Consider the following 19,230-nt stretch of genomic DNA (forward strand, 5'->3'; position numbering starts at 1 on the left):
CCAATGTAAAGGCGGTTATCGGTGGAGGTGACCCACTCGCAGAACTGCTCCCACACGTTGCTGGTTGAGCGACGTTGGATAACAGTAGTCATGAGAACAAACTTCCCTGAGGAAGTGCGAAGATTGACAACCTAAACTTAAAACATCCGTTAAGTTTCGTCAACCACCTTTTTTGATCCTGAGAGAGGCCATGTCGCTTGTCCGCTGGATTTTAGGGATCCACACCACCACGCCCGTTTTGGGCCTGGCCCTGCTGCCGTTGGAGCCAGGGTTGGGAGAAACCCGCAGTCAGAGCTGGTGGCTGGATCGGGAGATGGCAGCGCAGTTGCACCCCTGCTTGAAAGTCTTCTTGGCCGGTCAAGCTTGGTCGCAGATAGCTGGGATCGCTGTAGCTTTGGGGCCGGGCAGCTTTACGGGCAGCCGTTTGGGGGTGAGCGTGGCCCGTCTGCTGGGCCAGCAACTGGGCATTCCCGTGTTTGGCTACTCGGCTTTGGCCGTCCTCGCCCGCCAGGTGTGGCAGGAGCAGGGATCCCCGCCCCAGCCCTTGACGGTGGCGGTGCAGATGGACGCCAAACGAGGAGAGCGGTATGGCGGCGTGTATCGGGTGACAGAAGAGGGTGTCGCTGCAGAAGTGGCCGATCGGCTCTGGGAGGAAGAGGCTTGGCAGGCAACTCTCCGACAGTGGCCGCAAGCTCTATCCGTGAATGCCGCCGATTTTGTGGATTCTGCACCTGTGGTGGCGTTGGCAGAATTGGCCCGCGCCGATTTTCGGGCCGGATTGCGCCCTCAGTGGCAGGAGGTGTTGCCCCTCTACGGTCGCCAGCCCCCGATTGATCTCAGAGGGCTGAATCGGACTCCGCCTCCCCAGCGCGAACGGAGTGCCCCATCGTCACGGTAATATTGGGAAGTCTAAGCAACGGATCCCTCTGCTGACATGATCTCAAGCAACGATTTGCGCCCTGGCGTCTCTGTAGAAATTGACGGAGCTCCCTACAAGGTGATCGAGTTCCTGCATGTGAAACCCGGCAAGGGGGCAGCCTTTGTGCGCACTAAGCTCAAAAACATGCAGACTGGCAACGTTGTGGAGAAAACCTTCCGCGCCGGTGAAACCCTGCCCGCAGCCACCATCGAAAAAGTCGAGATGCAGTATCTCTACGCGGAAGGGAACAACTTGGTGTTTATGGACATGGAGACCTATGAGCAGGCTCCAATTACCGCCGCCCAAATTGGCTCCGCCGTGAAATATCTGAAAGAAAACATGCAAGTGTCAATCTTGCGCTGGAATGGGCAGGTGATCGATGTGGAGCTGCCCAACACCGTTGTTCTGGAAGTGGTGGAAACAGATCCAGGGGTGAAAGGAGATACCGCCACTGGGGGAACCAAGCCGGCCAAGCTGGAGACCGGTGCTGAGATCCAGGTGCCTTTGTTCATCAAGGTTGGAGAACGGATTCGGGTCGATACCCGCACCGACACCTATCTGGGCCGGGAGTGAGTTCTCCCTCTCCTTTTCGGTTATGGATTTCTGTTGTGGACAGGTGATGCATCAGGAGTGAACCTTCCCTTGGATGTTGTCAATTGGCAGGAAATTCGTCTTCTCCTGGCCGCTCTGCAAGAGAGCGATGTTACCGAGCTAACTCTGGAGTTCAAAGATTTTCGCCTCACCTTGCGCAAAGGGATCCCGACTGAGCTCTCCTCCACCCCCGCCAGTCCGGTTATTGTCTCCTCTGCGCCTCCTCCTGCTCCTGCAGAAGCGCCCCCTCCTCCCACTGCTCCCAAATCCACCCCCAGCCATTGGATAGACGTGACGTCACCAATGGTGGGCACTTTCTACAGCGCCCCAGCTCCAGGTGAACCTGACTTTGTGCGGGTTGGCCAACGGGTGAACAAGGGCCAAACCCTGTGCATCATCGAGGCCATGAAGCTGATGAACGAGATCGAGGCCGAAGCGGCAGGCGTGGTGACCGAGATTTTGGTGAGCAATGGGCAATCGGTGGAGTTTGGGCAGGTGTTGATGCGGTTGGATCCCACGGCTTGATGGGCAAGGGGGTAAACCGGATTTTGGCGACCCAATCTCCCTTGCCTGTGTATACACCAGAGTTGAATCGGATTGAGGGGATGTGGTCGGTGTTGAAGCACTGTATCCGTCAGTTTTCCAGAGCCGGGAAGTATGGGATGGAGCAAAGGATACAGACCGCTTTACTACTCATCAATCCATTCAATCTCTCCTGCTGGGAGAGAAGTTGGGGGTGACAGCCTGGGAAACCCTCTCAGACCAATTTGACCAGTCTGCGCGCCCCTTTCATAGCCCTACCTGTCCTCAGTTCCCAATAGGTGCTCGCCAGATCCGGCTGAGGTTAAGAGAATCCCATAGCCCCCCAGCCCATCATTGACTATGATGCGGGCGTGAGGTGTGAATAAGTACCTAAACAATGGCAACCCAACGCATTTGCTTTGCTCAAGTCTCAGATGTCCACCTGATGCCCGAGACGGGGTGCCGCTGTTGGTGGATGTCCGATTCCCCCCGCCGCCAGTTGGAAGCCGCCGTTGCCCATCTCAACCAGGTGCCCGATCTGCACTTCGTGGTGTTTACCGGGGATTTGGTGGATCAAGCGGATCCGGAGAGCTTTCAATCTTTCCAGGAGATTGTTGCCCAACTGCGGGTGCCCTATTACCTCAGCCTGGGCAACCACGATATCGACACCCTGAGGAGAAAGGGACGCTTTAACCGAGATCAGTTTATCCGTTGGTGCCAAAGCCAATTTCCCCTGTCCCTGGCTCCCACTGGTTACGTCGATTACAGCCTTTCCCCTCTGCCCGGGATCCGCTTGATTGCCCTCGACGCCAGCTTAGGACGCTTCCCTTTGCCTCAGGGCGTGCTCCGCCCCTCCCAACTGCACTGGCTGGGCGAACATCTGCAAACGGTGCCGGAAGAATGGCTGATCCTGCTGATCCATCAGCCGCCCTTCATTGCTCCCACTCAAATGGACGCGGTTTTGTTTCGCAAGTACCGGCTCCTCAGCGAACCAGCCTCGGCGCTACACGCTCTCTTGGCCCGTCACGGACGGGTGGTGGCGGTGCTGAGTGGCCACCTGCATGTGCCGAAGGTGTATGTCCGCGATGGGATCCCCTACCTGACAGCACCTCCTCTGGTGGGGCCGGTTTCGGCTCTGCGGGTGTTTGAGCTGGAGGTGAACCCACGGCGAGGGGTGTTGCGCTACCACTGGGTTAAGTTGCCGGCATTGGATCCCAGCCCCCTCTGGCACGGCTTGGTGATGGGGATCCGACGGGATCGCTGGGGACAAATCCCTCTCCGGGCCAAGGGATCCCGCTCTCTCCCTCTGCCCGCTGCCGCCTGGTAATCAAAACCCCTAAAGCTTGACCGAATTAGTGTAGATTAAAAAAAGCAAAAATCGTCGAGTTCGGTGTCTTCCCCCTATGACAGCAAGCCTTTCTCCTTCTAGCCGCTGGGAGCTGGCGGCTCAAGCGCTGCGGGAGCAGTATCAACCTCAAGTGGCGTCCCTGAGCGAACGGTTTGAGCCTTTGTCGGCAAGCGACCTGCTCACCTGGGCGGTTGAAGAATTTGGAGATGGGCTGGTGCTGGCCTGTAGCTTTGGCCCGGAAGACCTAGTGCTGATCGACCTGCTCACGGCGATTAACCCCCGTGTTCGCGCTTTTTTTCTGGACACCGATTTTCACTTCCCGGAAACCCTACAACTGCGGGAGCAGGTGTTGGCGCGCTACCCCCACTTGCAACTGCAGATCTTCAAGCCCTTGCTTACCCCGGAAGAGCAGGCAGCTCAATACGGGCCAGAACTGTATCGCTCTAACCCCGACCTCTGCTGCAACATCCGCAAGGTGGAGCCCTTGAATCGTGCTCTGGCCGGTTGCACCACTTGGATTACAGGGATGCGTCGGGAACAATCCCCCACCCGCGCCGATATCGGCAAGGTGCAGTGGGACGGCAAGCGCAACCGCCTCAAACTCAACCCGCTGGCTGACTGGACAAATGGCCAAGTTTGGAAATACATCCTTGACCACGGGATCCCTTACAACCCCCTGCACGATCGCCACTACCCCAGTATCGGCTGCCTCCACTGCACTGCGCCTGTTGAGCCAGGGGCGGATCCCCGCTCTGGACGCTGGAAGGGCACAAGCAAAACCGAATGCGGCCTGCATACCTAACCCATGACTGCTTCCTCCATCCTTGAGGTGGCTCAGTTTGAAATTACCCCCGGCTCTGAAGCCGCCTTTGAAGCCGCCATCGCTCAGGCTTTCATTTATTTGCAACAGACCGACGGCTACCAAGGGCACCAACTGCAGCGCTGTCTGGAGCACCCTCAGCAATACCTACTGCTCGTTCAGTGGGGATCCCTAGAGGCCCATCTGGTCAACTTTCGCCAATCGGAAAACTTTGTCCGCTGGCGTGCCCTCATCGGGCCCTACTTTGCTCGCCCACCCCAGGTGTTGCACTACCAGTTGCTGACCGGATCCCCTTTTTGATTTGAAATAGGGCACCTGTTCACTCTCCACCTAGGTTGACCCCAATGGGACAGGTTAATATGTGATATTATTTGTTTCCGGCCTTCAGGCAGATGCACAGCGGCATCGCTCGTAGGGGCTGTTAACTCAGTGGTAGAGTACCACCTTGACACGGTGGGAGCCGCTGGTTCAATTCCAGCACAGCCCATGTCCTTGACAGAAGCTCACAAGACTCTGCTCTGGGAGCGGGTTACCGTGCTGGGCCGAGCCTTACCCTGCAGGTCTTGCGAAACTGGGGATCCCTCGCCGCCACGGACTCTATTGGTAGATGTTGGCCGCTTTTAACATGTGGTAGGTGATCAGCAACTGAGTCAAAGCCAGGGGACAGCTCTGGAGCAGCTCGCCGGTGGTGCCGATCAACTGGCCGATGTTGGGGTTTCCCTCTAAGCTACAGAACTTGCCCAGGTAAGGGATTTCGTTGCAGAGCATCCGCTCCAATTCGATCACTTGGCTGGCCGTAGCATGGGCATCAATCTGCAAAACATCGACGGGCTTGCCCATATCCCGATCCAAATCCAAACGAATGGCAGAGCTAAGGTGATTGTCGCGGGCATTGAGGATTTGCCAAAAATCTGGGTGAGGAATGGTGGGGCGCAGCACCAAGCGTGCATTCAGCAATACCTCGTCTTGGTCGGATCCCTCTTGGGGCGGGTAAAAGGTGACCACTACATCGGCCCATTGGCGCTGTGGACGAATAAAAGCCTCTGAGTCGGGTTCGCGCTTTTTGAGCTCTTCTCGCACTTGCTCTTCGGTATATCCGCGCTTGCGGGTGTCCCGCTTAATCTTCCAAAGGGCTCGTAAATGTTCTGGGGGAGCCAAATAAACCTTGACATCGTAGCTATCCCGCATACCACGGGTAAAGTAGCCCAGCAGCCCTTCGACAATCACGTATTTGTTGGGCTTGACATACTCTGGCGGGTCAAAGGTGCCGGTGCTGTGGTTGTAGACGGGCTTTAGGATCGGCTGGCCGGTGCGCAGGAGCGTCAGGTGCTGCTGAACGATATCCAGGTAGTTGCAGTCGGGATGAAGGGCTGTAATCCCCAGTTCAGCGCGTTGCTTGCGGTCGTAGCGGTGGTAGTCGTCGGTGCAAATGACAGTAACGTTTTCTTCCCCCAAGACTTGGGCAATGCCGCGGGTAAGGGTGGTCTTCCCAGCAGCACTATCGCCAACAATACCCAGAATAATCGGGCGCTGAGCCACGGATCCCTCTCCTGAATCGTGAACCTGGGGCGGAGAACTCCCAACAACACCGGCCAAACTCAACTTCGTTTCGACCTGCGGATGGCCCCGATCAGAGAACAGGGATTGTCGGTCAGCAAACGAAGTTAAGCAAGCATTATCGGCTCTGGAGGGTATTGGGGCAAGAGAACGTTACAGCTTTTTTCAGCGGAGCCCTATGGATCCCTATACTGGAGTAGAAGCACTGGAAGCCATCAAAGCAGCAAGGGTAGCATTAGGTCAGACCGCTAGAGGGGGAAGCAACCGATGGGATTGTTCGATCGGGTCAGCCGAATCATTAGATCCAATATCAATGCGCTGGTCAGCAGCGCCGAGGATCCGGAGAAAATCCTGAACCAGACCATTCAGGACATGTCTGAGGATCACTACCAGATGCGGCAAGCGGTTGCCCAGGCCATTGCTGCCCAGAAGCGGATAGAGCGGCAGTATGAGCAAGCACAGCAGAGTGTTGATGAGTGGCAAAGACGCGCCGAGTTGGCCCTGCGCAACAACAACGAAGCTTTGGCTCGGGAAGCGCTGGTGCGCAAGAAAACCTTTGCCGAGACTGCCCAAAGCCTGAAGCGGCAGTTGGATGAGCAGACTAAGCAGGTGGAGATCCTGAAGTCCAACATGACCAAGCTGGAGAGCAAGATCGCTGAGGCCAAGACCAAAAAGGACATGCTCATCGCTCGCGCCCGCGCCGCCAAGGCTTCCCAGCAAATCAATCAGGTTATCGGGCGGGTGGACGCCACAAGCGCCTTTGCTGCTTTTGAGCGTATGGAGGAGAAGGTGAACTCCCTGGAGGCCCAGTCGGCGGCAGTAGCCGAGCTGGCGGTGGACAACTTGGAAAACCAGTTTGCCGCTTTGGAGGCGGGTGGCTCGGATGTAGATCACGAGCTGCTGATGCTCAAGGCGTCGATCCAGGGTCAGTTGCCCTCTGGAGGGTCAAAGTCCTCAGGCCAACCTTCCACCGCAAGTGAGAGCGAGGTCGATCTGGAGCTGGAAAATTTGCGCAAGGAGATTGACCAGCTCTAACAGGCGGAATGTCGCTCTCCTCCGACTCTCAAGGCTTGCCGGGCTGAGTTTGGGCCGGGGGGTGGTAAGCTAACCAACAAGAACTCTGACAGCCCTTCTGCCGACCAGCAGGGCAAAGTCTGTCAGTAAAGCGTTCCACCTCGAGTGGCAGGGATCCCCAGAGGGTAATCAACCTGCGAAAGGGTCACAGCCTGCTTCCGGCAGGGCTGAGGTTAGTTTGCCTACGGTTTTGTGAGAGAACAAGCAACAATGACAACAGCGAGTATTAAGCCTCTCTTGGATGCCAAGCAACTGTTGCAGGCTTATGCGTCTGGCCAACGGGATTTTTCGGGCTCCAACCTGAGTGGAGCGCAGTTGAGTGGCGCGAATTTGAAGGGCATTATCCTACGGGATGCCGACTTGAGTGGGGCCGATTTGCGCGAGGCGGATTTGTCGGGAGCGGATCTCTCGGGAGCCGACCTGCGCGGAGCCAAGCTGCGACGGGTGAACCTGATTGGGGCTAAGTTGGTGAAGGCAGACTTGCGGGGGGCCAACCTCTACCGAGCCAAGCTGCTCAGGGCCGACCTCAGCGAAGCCGAGCTGAACCGGGCCGATTTGCGAATTGGGGCCGATCTGCGCGGAGCCATCATCACCAACACCCATTTTCGCGGTGCCCTCTACGACGAGTACACCAAGTTCCCGGATGGCTTTAACCCTACGGAGATGGGCATGTAGCCGGAGCTTCCCTCAGGGGATCAGGTTCTGCCACAGTTGGGCCATGCCTTCGGCAGCCGCTACAAAGGGCGGGTTGTGCAGGTCGGGCTTGTTGTAGCGCAAGGGATCCCCTGCCAGATCGGTAACCCTTCCCCCCGCCTGCTCCACAATGCACTGGGCAGCGGCAGTATCCCACTCCATGGTGGGGCCGAAGCGAGGGTAGAGATGGGCAGATCCTTCAGCCACAAGGCAAAGCTTTAGGGCACTGCCCACAGACTTCACTTCCAGAGAGCCACAGCGCTGCCGCAGCCGCTCGAGGAACTGCTCCGTCTCCGGGTTGCTGTGGGAACGGCTGGCCACCACTTGTAGGGGTTCTTGGGCGTAAGGGCAGGTGCGGATGGGCTGTTCGTGAACGCAGGACGGAGTCCTTTCCCTCTTGCAGGCCCCCAGCTTTTGCGCAGCTTTGTAGGTGAGGCCCAGAGCTGGGGCATGGACGACCCCCAGGATGGGGATCCCTTCCTCGATGAGAGCAATATTCACCGTAAACTGGCCGTTGCGCCCGATAAACTCTCGGGTGCCATCCAAGGGATCCACCAGCCAAAACCGCTCCCACTGTTGCCGCTCTGGGTAAGGGATCCCGCCCGATTCTTCCGAGAGCACCGGGATCCCTGGGGTCAACTCTTGCAGGCCCTGCAGGATCAGGTGGTGGGCAGCCAGATCCGCCTCAGTTAGGGGGGAGGCATCTGCTTTGAGTTGGATCGGCAGCGATTTTTGCCGATAGAAGGGCAAGATGGCCTGCCCTGCTGCTTCTGCCAGGCGGCACACCTCAGGCAGGAGAGCGGCCAGATCTTGAGCCTGCACGGATCCCTCCCCAAGCTAGAAACGCACCGGAATGGCATGGGCGGCCAAGTCGGCTTTGATCTGCGCAATCGTCAGCCGGCCATAGTGGAGCAGCGAGGCCAATAGAGCCGCTTCCGCCCCTCCCTCCTGCAGAGCTTGGCGGATATGAGCACACTCCCCTGCTCCTCCTGAGGCAATCACCGGCACCGACACCGCCTCGGCCACCCGGCGGGTTAGCTCCAGGTCATAGCCGGCCTGGGTACCGTCGGCGTCCATGCTGGTGAGCAAAATCTCCCCTGCCCCCCGCTCGGCCACGCTTTTGGCCCACTCCACCGCGTCTAGCCCCGTCGGCTGCCTCCCCCCGCGCACGTACACTTCCCATCCCCCTCCCTGCGGTTTGGCGCGAGCATCAATGGCCACCACAATGCACTGGGATCCAAACCAGCGGCTGGCTTGAGCCACGAGATCAGGATCCCGAACCGCTGCCGAGTTGAGGCTGACCTTGTCCGCCCCGGCCCGCAGCAGTTGTCGGATCCCCTCCAGATCGCGGATCCCCCCTCCCACCGTGAGGGGAATGAACACCTGCTCTGCGGTGCGCCGCACCACCTCCAGCAAGATCTCCCGCTCTTCGTGGGTGGCGGTGATGTCCAAAAAGACCAGCTCATCGGCTCCTGCCTGATCGTAAGCCTGGGCCAGCTCTACCGGATCCCCGGCATCCCGCAATTGCACAAACTGGATCCCTTTCACCACCCGCCCTGCCGCCACATCCAGACAGGGAATGATCCGTTTGGCCAACATCGCTCTCTCCCAAGGACTCCATACCGCTAACGCGAACAGAGGGGAACAACTGGGGACCGTTTTAGCCGAAGCTGATGACCAGGAAGGGTTCTTGAAACTTGGCCCCGGTCACCTGCCGACCCGCCAAGCTGGGGGGCAAGAACAAGTTGCGCCGCTGATCCCCGGCGGTAATGGTCAGCTCCGGGCCTGACTGGCTCAGCTCGATTTGCGCCTTGCTGAAGCCGGGAATAAACAGCTTGACTGTACGGGATCCCTCGTCGATGGCCACGGGCGGCGGCACATCCGGCACAGCGAACATCCCCCCCACCGCTGCTTCCAAAGCCGACCAATCGGATCCCTGACGCAGGGGGAGTGTCCGTACTGTCAGCGGGAAAAAATCGGCAGCCGAGACCTCCCCCGGAGCCAGAGGGGTGACCCAGAGGCCACCCACCGTCAGCCCTACCATCTGAGCGCTCCCCCAAAGGTAACGGGCGGTTTGCACGGCCATCGGGTCTGGGGTGGTCACCAGGTGGGCCAGCACACGGCGCGGATTGGCAATAGCCTGTCGTCCCTGCTCCAAAAGGTTGGTCATGCCCCCCAACCGCTCTGGCAGATCCTCCAGGGAGGAAAATTCCACGGTGCTTACCGAACGCAACAAGGGCTCGGCAAAGGGTCGCAGGGTTTTGGCCAAGTCGGATCCCAAAAAAGCTTGGGAGGCTCGCCGCCAGTACCAACTGGCCACCTCCGGGATCCCAAAGGCCCGCAAGGTGGTCAGATCCCCTGGCCCATCGTAGAGAATGCAGTCGTATTGGCCGCTGGCATCGTAACGGCGCAGAGCTTCCAGGGCCAGGGCCTGATCCATGCCCGGCAACACCCCCAGTTCCTGGCCGTAGATCTCCCGGAAAAAGGGGGTGCGCACGTATCGGGCTTCCAGCTCTTTGGCCGCCGTCCAGAACTGCTCCAGCAGCTGGGTTGTCCGCAACTGCACCACGCTCAAGTTGGCAGCAATGGTCACCGGCTCGCCGGAAAGCGGGATCCCGCCCAAAAGCATTTCCAGCCCCGGCCCCGCCTGATGGCCCACCAACAGCACCCGCCGCCCCTGCTGGGCTGCGGCCCGAGCTGCCGCCACGGCCAAGGTGCTCCGACCTGTGCCCCCCTTGCCCAGAAAGGTGAGAATTTGGCTCATTCCCGCTCCTCCCGATTCCGCTCTCCCGCCTCTCCGTAGATATCGATGTACAGAGATTGACCTGCCAACTGAGCTGCGGCCATCATCACCTGTCGAATCGCTTGCAGGGTGCGCCCGCCCCGCCCGAATACCCGCCCCCGATCCTTCGGGTCAAAGGCCAGCCGCAGCCATACCTTTCGCCCGCCACAGGTGGTTTCCACATCCATTTGAAGAGAGGCGCTGCTGAGCAGCGGTTCGATCAAAAGATGGGCGAGAGCCTTGTAGTCTGGCATAGAGAGCTAGACGACAGGAGGGAACAACTGGCCAAGCCAAGCTTAGCCGACCCTAGGCCTCAACCGCTTCCTCAACCTGAGGCTTTTCAACTTCAGCTTCTGGAGGACTTAATTCTGCCGCTGCTGTCTCAGTGGCAGCTTCGCTCAATTCAGACTCGGGAACATCGGCGACCTCAGCCTCGGCCACGGATTCTGTTGCAGGGGCCTCTTCTGCCGCCTCAGGGATCCCAGCTTCAGGCTTGGCCATGGCCGGGATGCGAATCGAGGCAACCACTCCGCCTTCCCCTGCTTTCAACATCTCGTAGATGCCGGCCTTTTTGAGGAGACTGTCCACGGTCTCTGTGGGCTGAGCGCCACAACGCAACCACTTCAGCAAGCCTGCCGTTTGCAAAACCGTCTCCTTGGTGCGCGGGTTATAGTAACCCAGTTCCTCTAGCGGACGGGCTTCACGACGGCTTTTGCTTTCAATGGCGATGATGCGATAGCTGGGTTGCCGCTTTTTTCCGTAGCGCTTGAGCCGCAATTTGACCATGGGGTATCCACTCCTTGGGGGACGCTCCGCAAGCTGTAAAGATCCAAATCCAACAAAGAGTTCACGCAAACCCGCCAAGCATGCTGAAGCCCCAGAACCTTACCCGGAGTCTCGCCGCTTGGCCGGTAGACATAGGCTTTTTATTTTAGGCGATCTTCCCCTCGACTGGAAAATGTCGGATCCCGGTTTGGAGGGCAATCTTCATGGCAGAGTTAAAGAGAAAACCCACACTCAGCGACGACCCCCATGATCAACTACGCCGATTTGACAGACGAGCAGCGCCAGCTCTACCTCAAGGCCCTGATCGCGGTGGCCCGAGTGGATGGCCAGTTGGACGAAGAAGAAACCTCTTTCTTCATGCAAATCGCAGAAGGGGTAGGCATCGAAGCGCCACTGGCCCAAACCTATCTGGCCGATGAAGCAGGTGCACCTTTGGATATCAGCGGGATCCCGCCCATGCGCAATGCGGCAGGGGCCTTGATCCTGCGGGATTTGGCAGCAATGGCGGTGGTGAATAGCCAGCTGGTGGAAAAAGAAGAGGAGCTAATTTTCGAGATCGGCAAAGCCATGCAGTTCAGCGCTGAGGAGATCAACGAGTTTATCGACTGGGCCTTCATGGGACTGCAGTGGCAACTCAAAAGCGCATCTCTGCTGGAGCGCTATACCCAGCCCTCCCCCCAACCTTCTGAATGACCTGGGGTACTAGGCAGCATCACAACGGCCAGCCCCCGCTGCAGATATTGACAGCCCCGCTTGGCGTTCCCCTGAGCCAAGCAAGGGGAGACTTTCATCAAGTTAAATCTGGCCATTGAGACTTAGCCGATAAAGCGATCCAGAGCCCGCTGCAACTCCTCCAGCTCTACTTCGATATTGCCGGTCTCGATGGCATGGCGGATGCAGTGGCGAATGTGATCGTCCAAAATCAGCCGCGCCACCCGATCCAGCGCTCCCTTGACGGCGGCAATTTGCAGCAGCACATCTGGACAGGGCTGATCCTGCTCGATCATGGAGCGGATCCCACGCACATGCCCTTCGATGCGAGCCAAGCGGTTGGTCAACTTGCGCCGAGACTGGGGATCATGATGGTGAGGCTGGGCCCGCCCAGACAGCGGCGGCTTTTCCAGCGCCAGCTCCCACTCCTCCTCCCAATCGGGTTCTGAAGGGAGCGGTGGAACGGAATGAGATCGAAGTGGGGGAACGGGATCCGACATGAGAAGGGCAAAAGACTGCTTGCATGATACTGCCTGGTTTTCCCCGGGAACGATGGGGTACTCTACAATAGAAAAAGATGTGAAATTTTGTAAAACCTCTCATACTTTGGCTCCATGACCTCTGTGCTCTCCCCCTTTGGCCCTGTAGAAGCGGATCTGGAGCGTTTACGCCAGAACCTAACGCGGTTGGTCAGTGCCAAGCACCCCATCCTGGCCATGGCTGCCGAACATCTGTTTTCGGCGGGAGGGAAAGGGATCCGGCCAGCCATCGTGCTCCTCATTGCCCGTGCCACCACCCCAGATGGAGAGATTACCCCACGGCATTGGCGCTTGGCAGAGATTACTGAGATGATCCACACGGCCAGCTTGGTTCACGACGATGTCATCGACGCTGCCGACGTGCGACGGGGCATCGATACGGTGAATACCCTCTTCGACAATCGGATAGCCGTGCTGGCGGGGGATTACCTCTTCGGCCAAGCTGCTTGGTACTTGGCCAATCTGGACAACCTGGAGGTAGTGAAGCTCCTTTCCAAAGTAATCATGGATTTGCCGGAGGGAGAGGTGCGCCAGAGCCTCACCCGCTTCGACCCGGATGTGTCGATGGAAGACTACCTGGCCAAGAGCTTCTACAAAACGGCCTCCCTCATGTCCGGCAGTTCCAAGGCTGCTGGCCTGCTGAGCGGGGTTAGCGAGGAAGTGGCGGATCGCCTGTTCGATTTTGGGCGGGATCTGGGCATTGCTTTTCAGATTGTCGACGATCTGCTGGATTTCACCGCTTCGGCAGAGACGCTTGGCAAGCCTGTGGGATCCGACCTCATCCAGGGCAACCTCACTGCACCCGTTCTGTTTGCCCTAGAGGAATTTCCCCAGATGCGAGAGCTCATTCTCAGGGAGCTGTCCAACCCGCAAGACCTGAAGCAGGCCCTGGAGTGGGTGTATCAAAGCGAAGGGATCCCACGCTCTCGTCAGTTGGCCCGCGACTACGCCCAGCGGGCTGCCGAAGCGCTGTATAGCCTGCCGGACTCTGCGGCGCGTCGTGCTTTGTTTCAGATGGTGGACTATGTGCTGGAGCGGCTGCACTGAGCAGTCCCGACAGGGTCAAGCTGGCTTTCTACCGGGCTGTGTTGCCCAACACTTGGGCCTCTGGAAGAAGCTCAGGATATTCTGGCGGGGCGAAAAAGTGTAGGCGATTTGGGGGCCAAAAGCGAAAAATGGTGTTGCCGATGATGTTTTCTTCCGGCAAGAAACCCCACACATGGGAGTCTTGGCTGTCGTTGCGGTTATCCCCCATCACAAAATAGGAGCGGGGAGGAACCACGAATTCGGATCCCTGATTGGGAACTCCAGGACAGCGCTCGCCAGGGCAAGAATAGTCGGGGGGGGCATAGATGTAGTCTTCCCGCAGCGGGATCCCGTTGATGATGACCTCACCGTTGGCGATGCGAATGCGATCTCCCGGCAGGCCGATCACCCGCTTGATGTAGGCCCCGTCGAAGTTCAGTTTGGCGGGAGGGTTGAAAACAATAATATCGCCTCGTCTGGGCGAACCAAAGCGGTAGCTGACCTTTTCCACCACCAGCCGATCCCCTTCTTCCAGAGTGGGCAGCATCGAATCGGAGGGGATCCAACGCGCCTCTGCCACAAAGGTGCGAATGCCGAAGGCCAGCAACAGAGCCAGCACCACCGTCAGAAGGTTTTCCCGTTGCGCCTGCCACCAGCTGCGGGATCCCGAGCTGGCAGGGGTTTCCCCTGATGGCGACTGGGGCTTGGGCAGAGGAGTTGGATCTTTTGACGGCATGGAAGCTAACGAACAAGACTTCACGATCTCAAGATTACCGCACCCAATCCAGGGCAGCAGAATGGGAGGCCCTCCCATTAAACCCCTGCCGGAGAGACGAATAGCCGGCAATAGCATAGGATGGGTATTCTGGTGTACCGTACTCGCGACTGTTAGCCCCTATGACGATTTCAACAGAAGAGCGCCTAGAGCGAGTCGAGCGCCTGGTCGAGGCCAATAGCCAAGCAATAGCTCGTCTCACCCAACAACAAGAGGAAGTTTTGAGGCGGATCGATCGGCTCTCAGGGGATAGCGAAAAACTCTCGGAGCGGGTTGAAAAGCTCTCGGGCGATGTCGAAAAGCTCTCGGGCGATGTCGAAAAGCTCTCGGGCGATGTCGAAAAGCTCACTTTTAAGTTCGACACCTCACAAACCATCGGGGAACGGCTGGAACGTCTGGCCACCAGCCTGATTGCCGGTGCCACCATCAGCATCATTGCCGGAGTGATTTTGGTGCTGCTGCGGGAGGGATCCCGTTGAAGGGATGTTGCTCGGGGCTGGTTTTGGGGGGTCAACTGCCGGAATTGAGTTTTTCCCAGTCCTGCTGGTGGATGGCGATCATCTGGGCTTGGGCTTGAATAGCTGCCAACACCTCCGTCATCAGGGGCCAGTCGCTCCGCGGCGGACTGGGGTACTGCTTAAGCTTGTCAACTGTGTTGCTGAGAGCACTTTGCAATTGTTGCAGCAGTTGATAGGTCTGTTGGGCCAAAGCTAGGGTCTCAGAGACGCGGAGGTTATTCTGGCCTTGTTGATATTTCTGGAGAGCTTCCCCTCGCAGGATGCTCAAGATGGCCCCTTCTCTAGAGGCGGCAGTCTGGCCACTTTTGGAGCGCTGCGGTATGATGCGCAACTGCAACACCAGTGGCTCCCCCCGGTACATCCGCTCCACCTCTGCCTGCTGCGGCTCCCCGATCAACTCCGGATCCAGCGCCATCATCCGCTTCATGGCGGTGATCAACTTCGCTCGTATGGACTCGGAGAGATCTTTGAACAGATCCCGCAAAATCCCCTGCTGGCGGTAGCGCACTCGACAAGAAGGCCCCTCTTGAGGCTCCACGAAAATTTGCTCGGCTTTCTCATCCAAAGCCCGCCGCAGCATCGAGTTGAGCAACTGCTGCACTGTCTCTTCCGATTCGTCGGCGGGTACGGGCGGAGCGGTTGGTCGGGCGGACGGAGGCTGGGTTGGAGTCAACTGCGTGGGGGGCCCCGCCGCAGGAGCAGGAACCTCCCGAGTCACCCGGTTGGCTTGGGCCTGGAGGCGCAGCCGCTCCACCTCTGCCGGGTCGGGGGGATGGCTGAAGTAGTAGGCAATTAAATCCTGCTGCTGCTGAGCGGTGAGAGGGATTGGCTGGACGGAAATCTGGGAATAGGCCAGCATTTTGCTCACATAGTCCAACGCCGCCAAATCCTGGGGATCCACCATGCCCAAGATGAGGCTGTCGGTATCCAGGGCCAAGGGGACGACTTGGTAGTAAATGCAGATCTCCACCGGCAAGTACTGGGCAATTAAGGCCGGCACTCGCGCCCGGTCAACAAGGGAGTGTTGTCCCACCGCCAGAGAGGCATCTGGATCTGTCATGGCAAGCCCGGAGTGGATCCCGCACAGGCGAGACGTCGCTACTCGATCATAGAGTAAAGCCTACACCCTCGCGGCCTGAGGCCCATGGCATCCTAGCTCATCTGACCGGCGTAAATTGAATAATGTAATACTAGGGGTATTCTCCTCTACACCCAAAGCAGTAAAGCCTTGTTAAGTCTTGGAGTTAACATCGACCACATTGCCACCCTTCGACAGGCACGCCGCACGGTGGAGCCAGATCCGGTAGCGGCAGCGGTGATTGCCGAGCTGGCGGGGGCAGATGGCATTACGGTGCACTTGCGCGAGGATCGCCGTCACATTCAAGATCGGGATGTGCGGCTGTTGCGGCAAACTGTGCGCACCCACCTCAACCTGGAGATGGCAGCCACCGAGGAGATGGTGGCGATTGCCCTGGAGATTAAGCCTGACTACGTCACTTTGGTTCCCGAGCGGCGGGAGGAAATCACCACCGAAGGTGGGTTGGATGTGGCGGGGCAGGTGTCGCGCCTCAGGGATGTGGTCGGCCAACTGCAGGGATCCGGCATTCCCGTCAGCTTGTTTATCGACCCAGATCCGACCCAAATTGCCGCTGCTGCCCAAGTGGGAGCCCGCTGGGTGGAGCTCCACACGGGGCGCTATGCAGAAGCCTCATCCGCAGCTCAGCGGCAGGTGGAACTTGACCACCTGGAAAAGGCCAGCCAACAGGCTCTTCAGCTGGGCTTGCGGGTGAATGCGGGACATGGTCTTACCTACTGGAATGTCGGCCCAGTGGCGCGGATCCCTGGCATGGAGGAGCTGAACATCGGCCACAGCATTATCAGTCGAGCGGTGCTGGTGGGGCTGGATCGGGCGGTGCGAGAGATGCGTCAGGCGATGGGACTAAGCTGAGGAGCAGGCCCGGCATGAACTCGGAATACTACGGCTACGAAAACTACGTTCTGGATCAGGCGGAGATTGAGCGCCTGTTGGATCTGCTGCCAGCCAGTATGCGGGAGAGTGTGAAGATCTTGCCCGCCTCGGAACGGCAAACGGTGGTGATCAAAGGCCGTCGGCAAATGCCCTGGGAACGGCAGATGCGGCTGTTCATCAAGCCCTACGAGTGGCGGCAATTTACCCCCCTGCAGCGGGCGGGGCTGTTCCTGCACAAGGTGGGCTACTACAGTCGGGCGGTGTCGCGGCAGATCGACTTTTACCTGGCCATAGCAGCTCTGGGGGGGTTGAGCTTGATCTTCGAGGCCGTACAACAGGATCCCGTGGGAGCAACCGTTTCGGGTGGTTTGAGTGGCTTGGCCCTCTGGCAGTTGCGCCGCGACCAAACCAATGACCGTCGTCTGTTGGCTGCTGACGCCTATGCGGTGGATCGCCTGGTGTTGCGCGGGATCCCGCGGCTGCAGGCGGTGGAGGCCCTAGGGCAGGCGCTGCATGTGGAGGCCCGTCTGGAGGGGCGCTCGGGCAATGATCTGCTGGACATGTTGCGCTACCAAAACCTCAAGCGGCTGGCCCAGCGTCCGGCGGAAGACATTGTGTTGAGCTAATCCCGGGTAGAGATGCTTTCTCCCTCGCGGCTGGGATCCCAGGCGGGCCGGTGGGGCCGCCATCTGCTGCAAGTGGCGGTGACCGATTCCACCAATCGGCTGCTCTTGGACTGGGGCCGTCGGTTCCCACAGCCGCTGCCAGTGGGCACAGTTTTGGTCAGCACCCGCCAACGGGCTGGGCAAGGTCAACATGGGCGGGTGTGGCACTCGCAGCCGGGGGGACTATACCTGTCCGTTTGGCTGGGATCCCCGCCTTTGCATTACTCGCTGCTGGAACTGACCCTGGCCTTGGGCTGGGGCATTGCGGGCCGTTTACGGCAAAACCTTGGGATCCCGCTGCGGCTGAAATGGCCCAACGATTTGGTGGTGGTGGACGAGCAGCGCCCGGATTCTCTGCTCAAGCTGGGGGGGATCCTGGTGCAAAGCCGCTTTGGGGGGAGCGGGCAACTGCTGGGGTTGGTGGCCGGTGTGGGGGTGAATGTCAACAACCCCGTTCCCATTGGGGCAATCACCTTAGCCCAAATTTTGGGATCCCCTCTGCACCGCTCACTCGACTGCACCGAGATTGCCGGCTGGGTTCTGCAGGGGATGGAGCAGGGATTCCACGTCTGGTTGCAAGGGGGATTTGCCCCCGTTCGCTCAGAGTACGAAGCCTGGATGGTTAGGCCACAAATTCAATTTCAATGGCCGGAAACAAGCCCCACGATCTTGGGCCTTGCCGAGGATGGGAGGATGCGAGTACAAACACGGGGGGAGCGACATTGGCAACAGCAGCCATCCATTCTGACGCTTACACCCGACCAAGTTCGCTTGAGCTATCACATGCCGGCGGGCGATAGCCTGTAATTTCTCTTGTGTTTTTTATGTGGCCTGTGTTGAACTCGGTGATGAAGCTTTTGGTTATGGCAGCGCGCCTTTTCTCCCCCCGAGCTCGGCGGCTGCGCTTTTGGCTGAAGCTGGGGCTGGCTCTGCTCTGGTTTTATCCCACTGCTCTGCTGGCCCAAACCCAACCAACCCCTTTGCCCCCGCCGCCTGTGGTGGAACCGGCCCTAGACACGCCTGGGGCGGCAGCCCTGCTGCTGGATGGAGCCATTCCTTTACGAGAGGGCAGCCCTGCGACCCTTGAGGCAGAAACCCGCACAGAGACGGTCATGGGCCGTGAGATTGTGATTGAGCCCCAGAAGAACCATGACCGGGTTCCCCATGCTCAGCCTGAAAGTGGGGTGCCGGTGGTGCTGATGGAACGCAGCTCCGGTCGCCGCATCATCCTCGCCCCTGGCCAAGAGATTCGCATTGAGGATCCCAGCCAGCCCCAAGCTCCTGAACCGGGAACGCCGACGTTGCCTGAACTGGCCGTAGGTGAAGAACGACTGCTCTATCCCTTACCTCACCCGGTGCCGATCACTTCTGGATTTGGCATGCGAATTCACCCCATCCGCGGAGAGCCAGAGTTTCATGCCGGGGTGGATTTGGGGGCCAGCATGGGCACGCCGATCCTGGCCTCTTTAAGCGGCAAGGTGGTCACTTCGGGATCCCTGGGGGGTCTAGGGATCACCGTTGTGCTGGAGCATGCCGGCGGTCGGCGCACTCGCTATGGCCACATGTCCGAAGTTGCTGTAACACCGGGGGAAGTGGTAGAGCGGGGATCCGTCATCGGCTACGTGGGGGCGACCGGAGCGGTAACTGGGCCGCACCTCCACTTTGAGCTGTGGAAGCGGGCGGTGGGGCAAGGTTGGGTGGTTCTGGACGCCACAGATGATCTGAAGGTTGCTGTTGCCCAGCTGCCGGGTTAGCCAGAGCCGGCTTGGGTTAGCATAGGTGGGCGGGCTCCAACTGGAATGCTGGCGCAGGTAACCAGTTGGGTCATGCAGGTTTTGCGGACGTGGCGGAACGGCAGACGCGCTAGACTTAGGATCTAGTGCCGCAAGGCGTAAGGGTTCAAGTCCCTTCGTCCGCATGAGAATCCCCTACTTC

The 19,230-nt window shown here is 58.9% G+C and carries 24 protein-coding genes and 2 tRNA genes; 17 read left to right on the forward strand and 9 right to left on the reverse strand.

The window, feature by feature from the left end; genetic code table 11:
- Positions 1-190 precede the first annotated feature (190 nt).
- From tsaB to ACVWZF_RS13455, 7 genes are all read left to right on the forward strand, one after another.
- The gene (gene tsaB / locus ACVWZF_RS13425) at positions 191-898 is read left to right on the forward strand and encodes a tRNA (adenosine(37)-N6)-threonylcarbamoyltransferase complex dimerization subunit type 1 TsaB (protein ID WP_011432090.1); all 708 of its coding nucleotides are present in this window, start codon (positions 191-193) and stop codon (positions 896-898) included.
- 36 nt (positions 899-934) lie between these two features.
- The gene (efp, locus tag ACVWZF_RS13430; RefSeq protein WP_011432091.1) at positions 935-1,492 is read left to right on the forward strand and encodes an elongation factor P; all 558 of its coding nucleotides are present in this window, start codon (positions 935-937) and stop codon (positions 1,490-1,492) included.
- A 69-nt stretch (positions 1,493-1,561) separates the two neighbouring features.
- Positions 1,562-2,035, forward strand: coding sequence for an acetyl-CoA carboxylase biotin carboxyl carrier protein (gene accB / locus ACVWZF_RS13435; RefSeq protein ID WP_011432092.1), 474 nt, complete (start codon positions 1,562-1,564; stop codon positions 2,033-2,035).
- A 394-nt stretch (positions 2,036-2,429) separates the two neighbouring features.
- Entirely contained in the window at positions 2,430-3,359 is a 930-nt protein-coding gene (locus ACVWZF_RS13440; protein WP_011432093.1) for a metallophosphoesterase family protein, read from the forward strand.
- A gap of 76 nt (positions 3,360-3,435) precedes the next feature.
- The gene (locus ACVWZF_RS13445; RefSeq protein WP_011432094.1) at positions 3,436-4,182 is read left to right on the forward strand and encodes a phosphoadenylyl-sulfate reductase; all 747 of its coding nucleotides are present in this window, start codon (positions 3,436-3,438) and stop codon (positions 4,180-4,182) included.
- 3 nt (positions 4,183-4,185) lie between these two features.
- Positions 4,186-4,500: an antibiotic biosynthesis monooxygenase family protein gene (locus ACVWZF_RS13450; RefSeq protein WP_414344235.1), complete on the forward strand. Its 315-nt coding sequence runs from the start codon at positions 4,186-4,188 to the stop codon at positions 4,498-4,500.
- 115 nt (positions 4,501-4,615) lie between these two features.
- Positions 4,616-4,687, forward strand: a tRNA-Val gene (locus tag ACVWZF_RS13455).
- A 110-nt stretch (positions 4,688-4,797) separates the two neighbouring features.
- Here the strand turns inward: ACVWZF_RS13455 and ACVWZF_RS13460 are convergent.
- A complete protein-coding gene (locus ACVWZF_RS13460) occupies positions 4,798-5,739 on the reverse strand; it encodes a phosphoribulokinase (protein WP_414358370.1) in 942 nt (313 codons plus the stop codon).
- A 285-nt stretch (positions 5,740-6,024) separates the two neighbouring features.
- Between ACVWZF_RS13460 and ACVWZF_RS13465 the strand changes: the two genes are divergently transcribed.
- Both ACVWZF_RS13465 and ACVWZF_RS13470 read left to right on the forward strand, forming a co-directional pair.
- On the forward strand, positions 6,025-6,792 hold the full coding sequence (locus ACVWZF_RS13465) for a PspA/IM30 family protein (RefSeq protein WP_011432097.1): 768 nt from the start codon (positions 6,025-6,027) through the stop codon (positions 6,790-6,792).
- 249 nt (positions 6,793-7,041) lie between these two features.
- The gene (locus tag ACVWZF_RS13470; RefSeq protein ID WP_011432098.1) at positions 7,042-7,506 is read left to right on the forward strand and encodes a pentapeptide repeat-containing protein; all 465 of its coding nucleotides are present in this window, start codon (positions 7,042-7,044) and stop codon (positions 7,504-7,506) included.
- A 12-nt stretch (positions 7,507-7,518) separates the two neighbouring features.
- Here ACVWZF_RS13470 and cysQ read toward each other — a convergent pair whose 3' ends face one another.
- The 5 genes from cysQ to rpsP form a co-directional block, all read right to left on the reverse strand.
- Positions 7,519-8,346: a 3'(2'),5'-bisphosphate nucleotidase CysQ gene (gene cysQ / locus ACVWZF_RS13475; RefSeq protein ID WP_457411665.1), complete on the reverse strand. Its 828-nt coding sequence runs from the start codon at positions 8,344-8,346 to the stop codon at positions 7,519-7,521.
- A gap of 15 nt (positions 8,347-8,361) precedes the next feature.
- On the reverse strand, positions 8,362-9,123 hold the full coding sequence (gene hisF, locus ACVWZF_RS13480) for an imidazole glycerol phosphate synthase subunit HisF (RefSeq protein ID WP_414523082.1): 762 nt from the start codon (positions 9,121-9,123) through the stop codon (positions 8,362-8,364).
- Between the two features lie 61 nt (positions 9,124-9,184).
- Positions 9,185-10,288, reverse strand: a complete 1,104-nt coding sequence (locus tag ACVWZF_RS13485; protein ID WP_457411669.1) for a Get3/ArsA fold putative tail anchor-mediating ATPase NosAFP — start codon at positions 10,286-10,288, stop codon at positions 9,185-9,187.
- Complete coding sequence (locus ACVWZF_RS13490; RefSeq protein WP_011432102.1) at positions 10,285-10,560, reverse strand: KH domain-containing protein; 276 nt, start codon at positions 10,558-10,560, stop codon at positions 10,285-10,287. The genes ACVWZF_RS13485 and ACVWZF_RS13490 overlap by 4 nt, the downstream gene beginning before the upstream one ends.
- A 52-nt stretch (positions 10,561-10,612) precedes the next feature.
- Positions 10,613-11,092, reverse strand: a complete 480-nt coding sequence (rpsP, locus tag ACVWZF_RS13495; protein WP_011432103.1) for a 30S ribosomal protein S16 — start codon at positions 11,090-11,092, stop codon at positions 10,613-10,615.
- A 246-nt stretch (positions 11,093-11,338) separates the two neighbouring features.
- On the opposite strand from rpsP, the gene ACVWZF_RS13500 reads away from it, so the two are divergent.
- Positions 11,339-11,785 carry a TerB family tellurite resistance protein gene (locus tag ACVWZF_RS13500; protein ID WP_414350341.1) on the forward strand — a complete coding sequence of 149 codons (447 nt, stop codon included), beginning with the start codon at positions 11,339-11,341 and terminating at the stop codon, positions 11,783-11,785.
- 122 nt (positions 11,786-11,907) lie between these two features.
- Here the strand turns inward: ACVWZF_RS13500 and ACVWZF_RS13505 are convergent, their stop codons facing one another.
- The gene (locus ACVWZF_RS13505) at positions 11,908-12,303 is read right to left on the reverse strand and encodes a metal-sensing transcriptional repressor (protein ID WP_414341707.1); all 396 of its coding nucleotides are present in this window, start codon (positions 12,301-12,303) and stop codon (positions 11,908-11,910) included.
- 114 nt (positions 12,304-12,417) lie between these two features.
- On the opposite strand from ACVWZF_RS13505, the gene sds reads away from it, so the two are divergent.
- A complete protein-coding gene (sds, locus tag ACVWZF_RS13510; RefSeq protein WP_041436149.1) occupies positions 12,418-13,389 on the forward strand; it encodes a solanesyl diphosphate synthase in 972 nt (323 codons plus the stop codon).
- A gap of 28 nt (positions 13,390-13,417) precedes the next feature.
- Here sds and lepB read toward each other — a convergent pair whose 3' ends face one another.
- On the reverse strand, positions 13,418-14,104 hold the full coding sequence (gene lepB / locus ACVWZF_RS13515) for a signal peptidase I (protein ID WP_041436160.1): 687 nt from the start codon (positions 14,102-14,104) through the stop codon (positions 13,418-13,420).
- Between the two features lie 161 nt (positions 14,105-14,265).
- Between lepB and ACVWZF_RS13520 the strand changes: the two genes are divergently transcribed.
- On the forward strand, positions 14,266-14,622 hold the full coding sequence (locus ACVWZF_RS13520) for a hypothetical protein (protein WP_011432108.1): 357 nt from the start codon (positions 14,266-14,268) through the stop codon (positions 14,620-14,622).
- A 31-nt stretch (positions 14,623-14,653) separates the two neighbouring features.
- Here ACVWZF_RS13520 and ACVWZF_RS13525 read toward each other — a convergent pair whose 3' ends face one another.
- Positions 14,654-15,721 carry an ATPase, T2SS/T4P/T4SS family gene (locus ACVWZF_RS13525; protein ID WP_414523084.1) on the reverse strand — a complete coding sequence of 356 codons (1,068 nt, stop codon included), beginning with the start codon at positions 15,719-15,721 and terminating at the stop codon, positions 14,654-14,656.
- Positions 15,722-15,889: 168 nt separating this feature from the next.
- On the opposite strand from ACVWZF_RS13525, the gene ACVWZF_RS13530 reads away from it, so the two are divergent.
- The 5 genes from ACVWZF_RS13530 (at position 15,890) to ACVWZF_RS13550 (ending at position 19,213) form a co-directional block, all read left to right on the forward strand.
- Positions 15,890-16,609: a pyridoxine 5'-phosphate synthase gene (locus tag ACVWZF_RS13530; protein ID WP_414383724.1), complete on the forward strand. Its 720-nt coding sequence runs from the start codon at positions 15,890-15,892 to the stop codon at positions 16,607-16,609.
- A gap of 14 nt (positions 16,610-16,623) precedes the next feature.
- A complete protein-coding gene (locus ACVWZF_RS13535; protein ID WP_011432111.1) occupies positions 16,624-17,256 on the forward strand; it encodes a DUF3318 domain-containing protein in 633 nt (210 codons plus the stop codon).
- Between the two features lie 12 nt (positions 17,257-17,268).
- Positions 17,269-18,102: a biotin--[acetyl-CoA-carboxylase] ligase gene (locus tag ACVWZF_RS13540; RefSeq protein ID WP_011432112.1), complete on the forward strand. Its 834-nt coding sequence runs from the start codon at positions 17,269-17,271 to the stop codon at positions 18,100-18,102.
- A 56-nt stretch (positions 18,103-18,158) separates the two neighbouring features.
- Positions 18,159-19,049, forward strand: coding sequence for a M23 family metallopeptidase (locus ACVWZF_RS13545; RefSeq protein WP_238376860.1), 891 nt, complete (start codon positions 18,159-18,161; stop codon positions 19,047-19,049).
- An 83-nt stretch (positions 19,050-19,132) separates the two neighbouring features.
- Positions 19,133-19,213 (forward strand) — tRNA-Leu (locus ACVWZF_RS13550).
- The last annotated feature ends 17 nt before the right edge of the window (positions 19,214-19,230 follow it).

The organism is Thermostichus sp. OS-CIW-30, assembly GCF_054060215.1.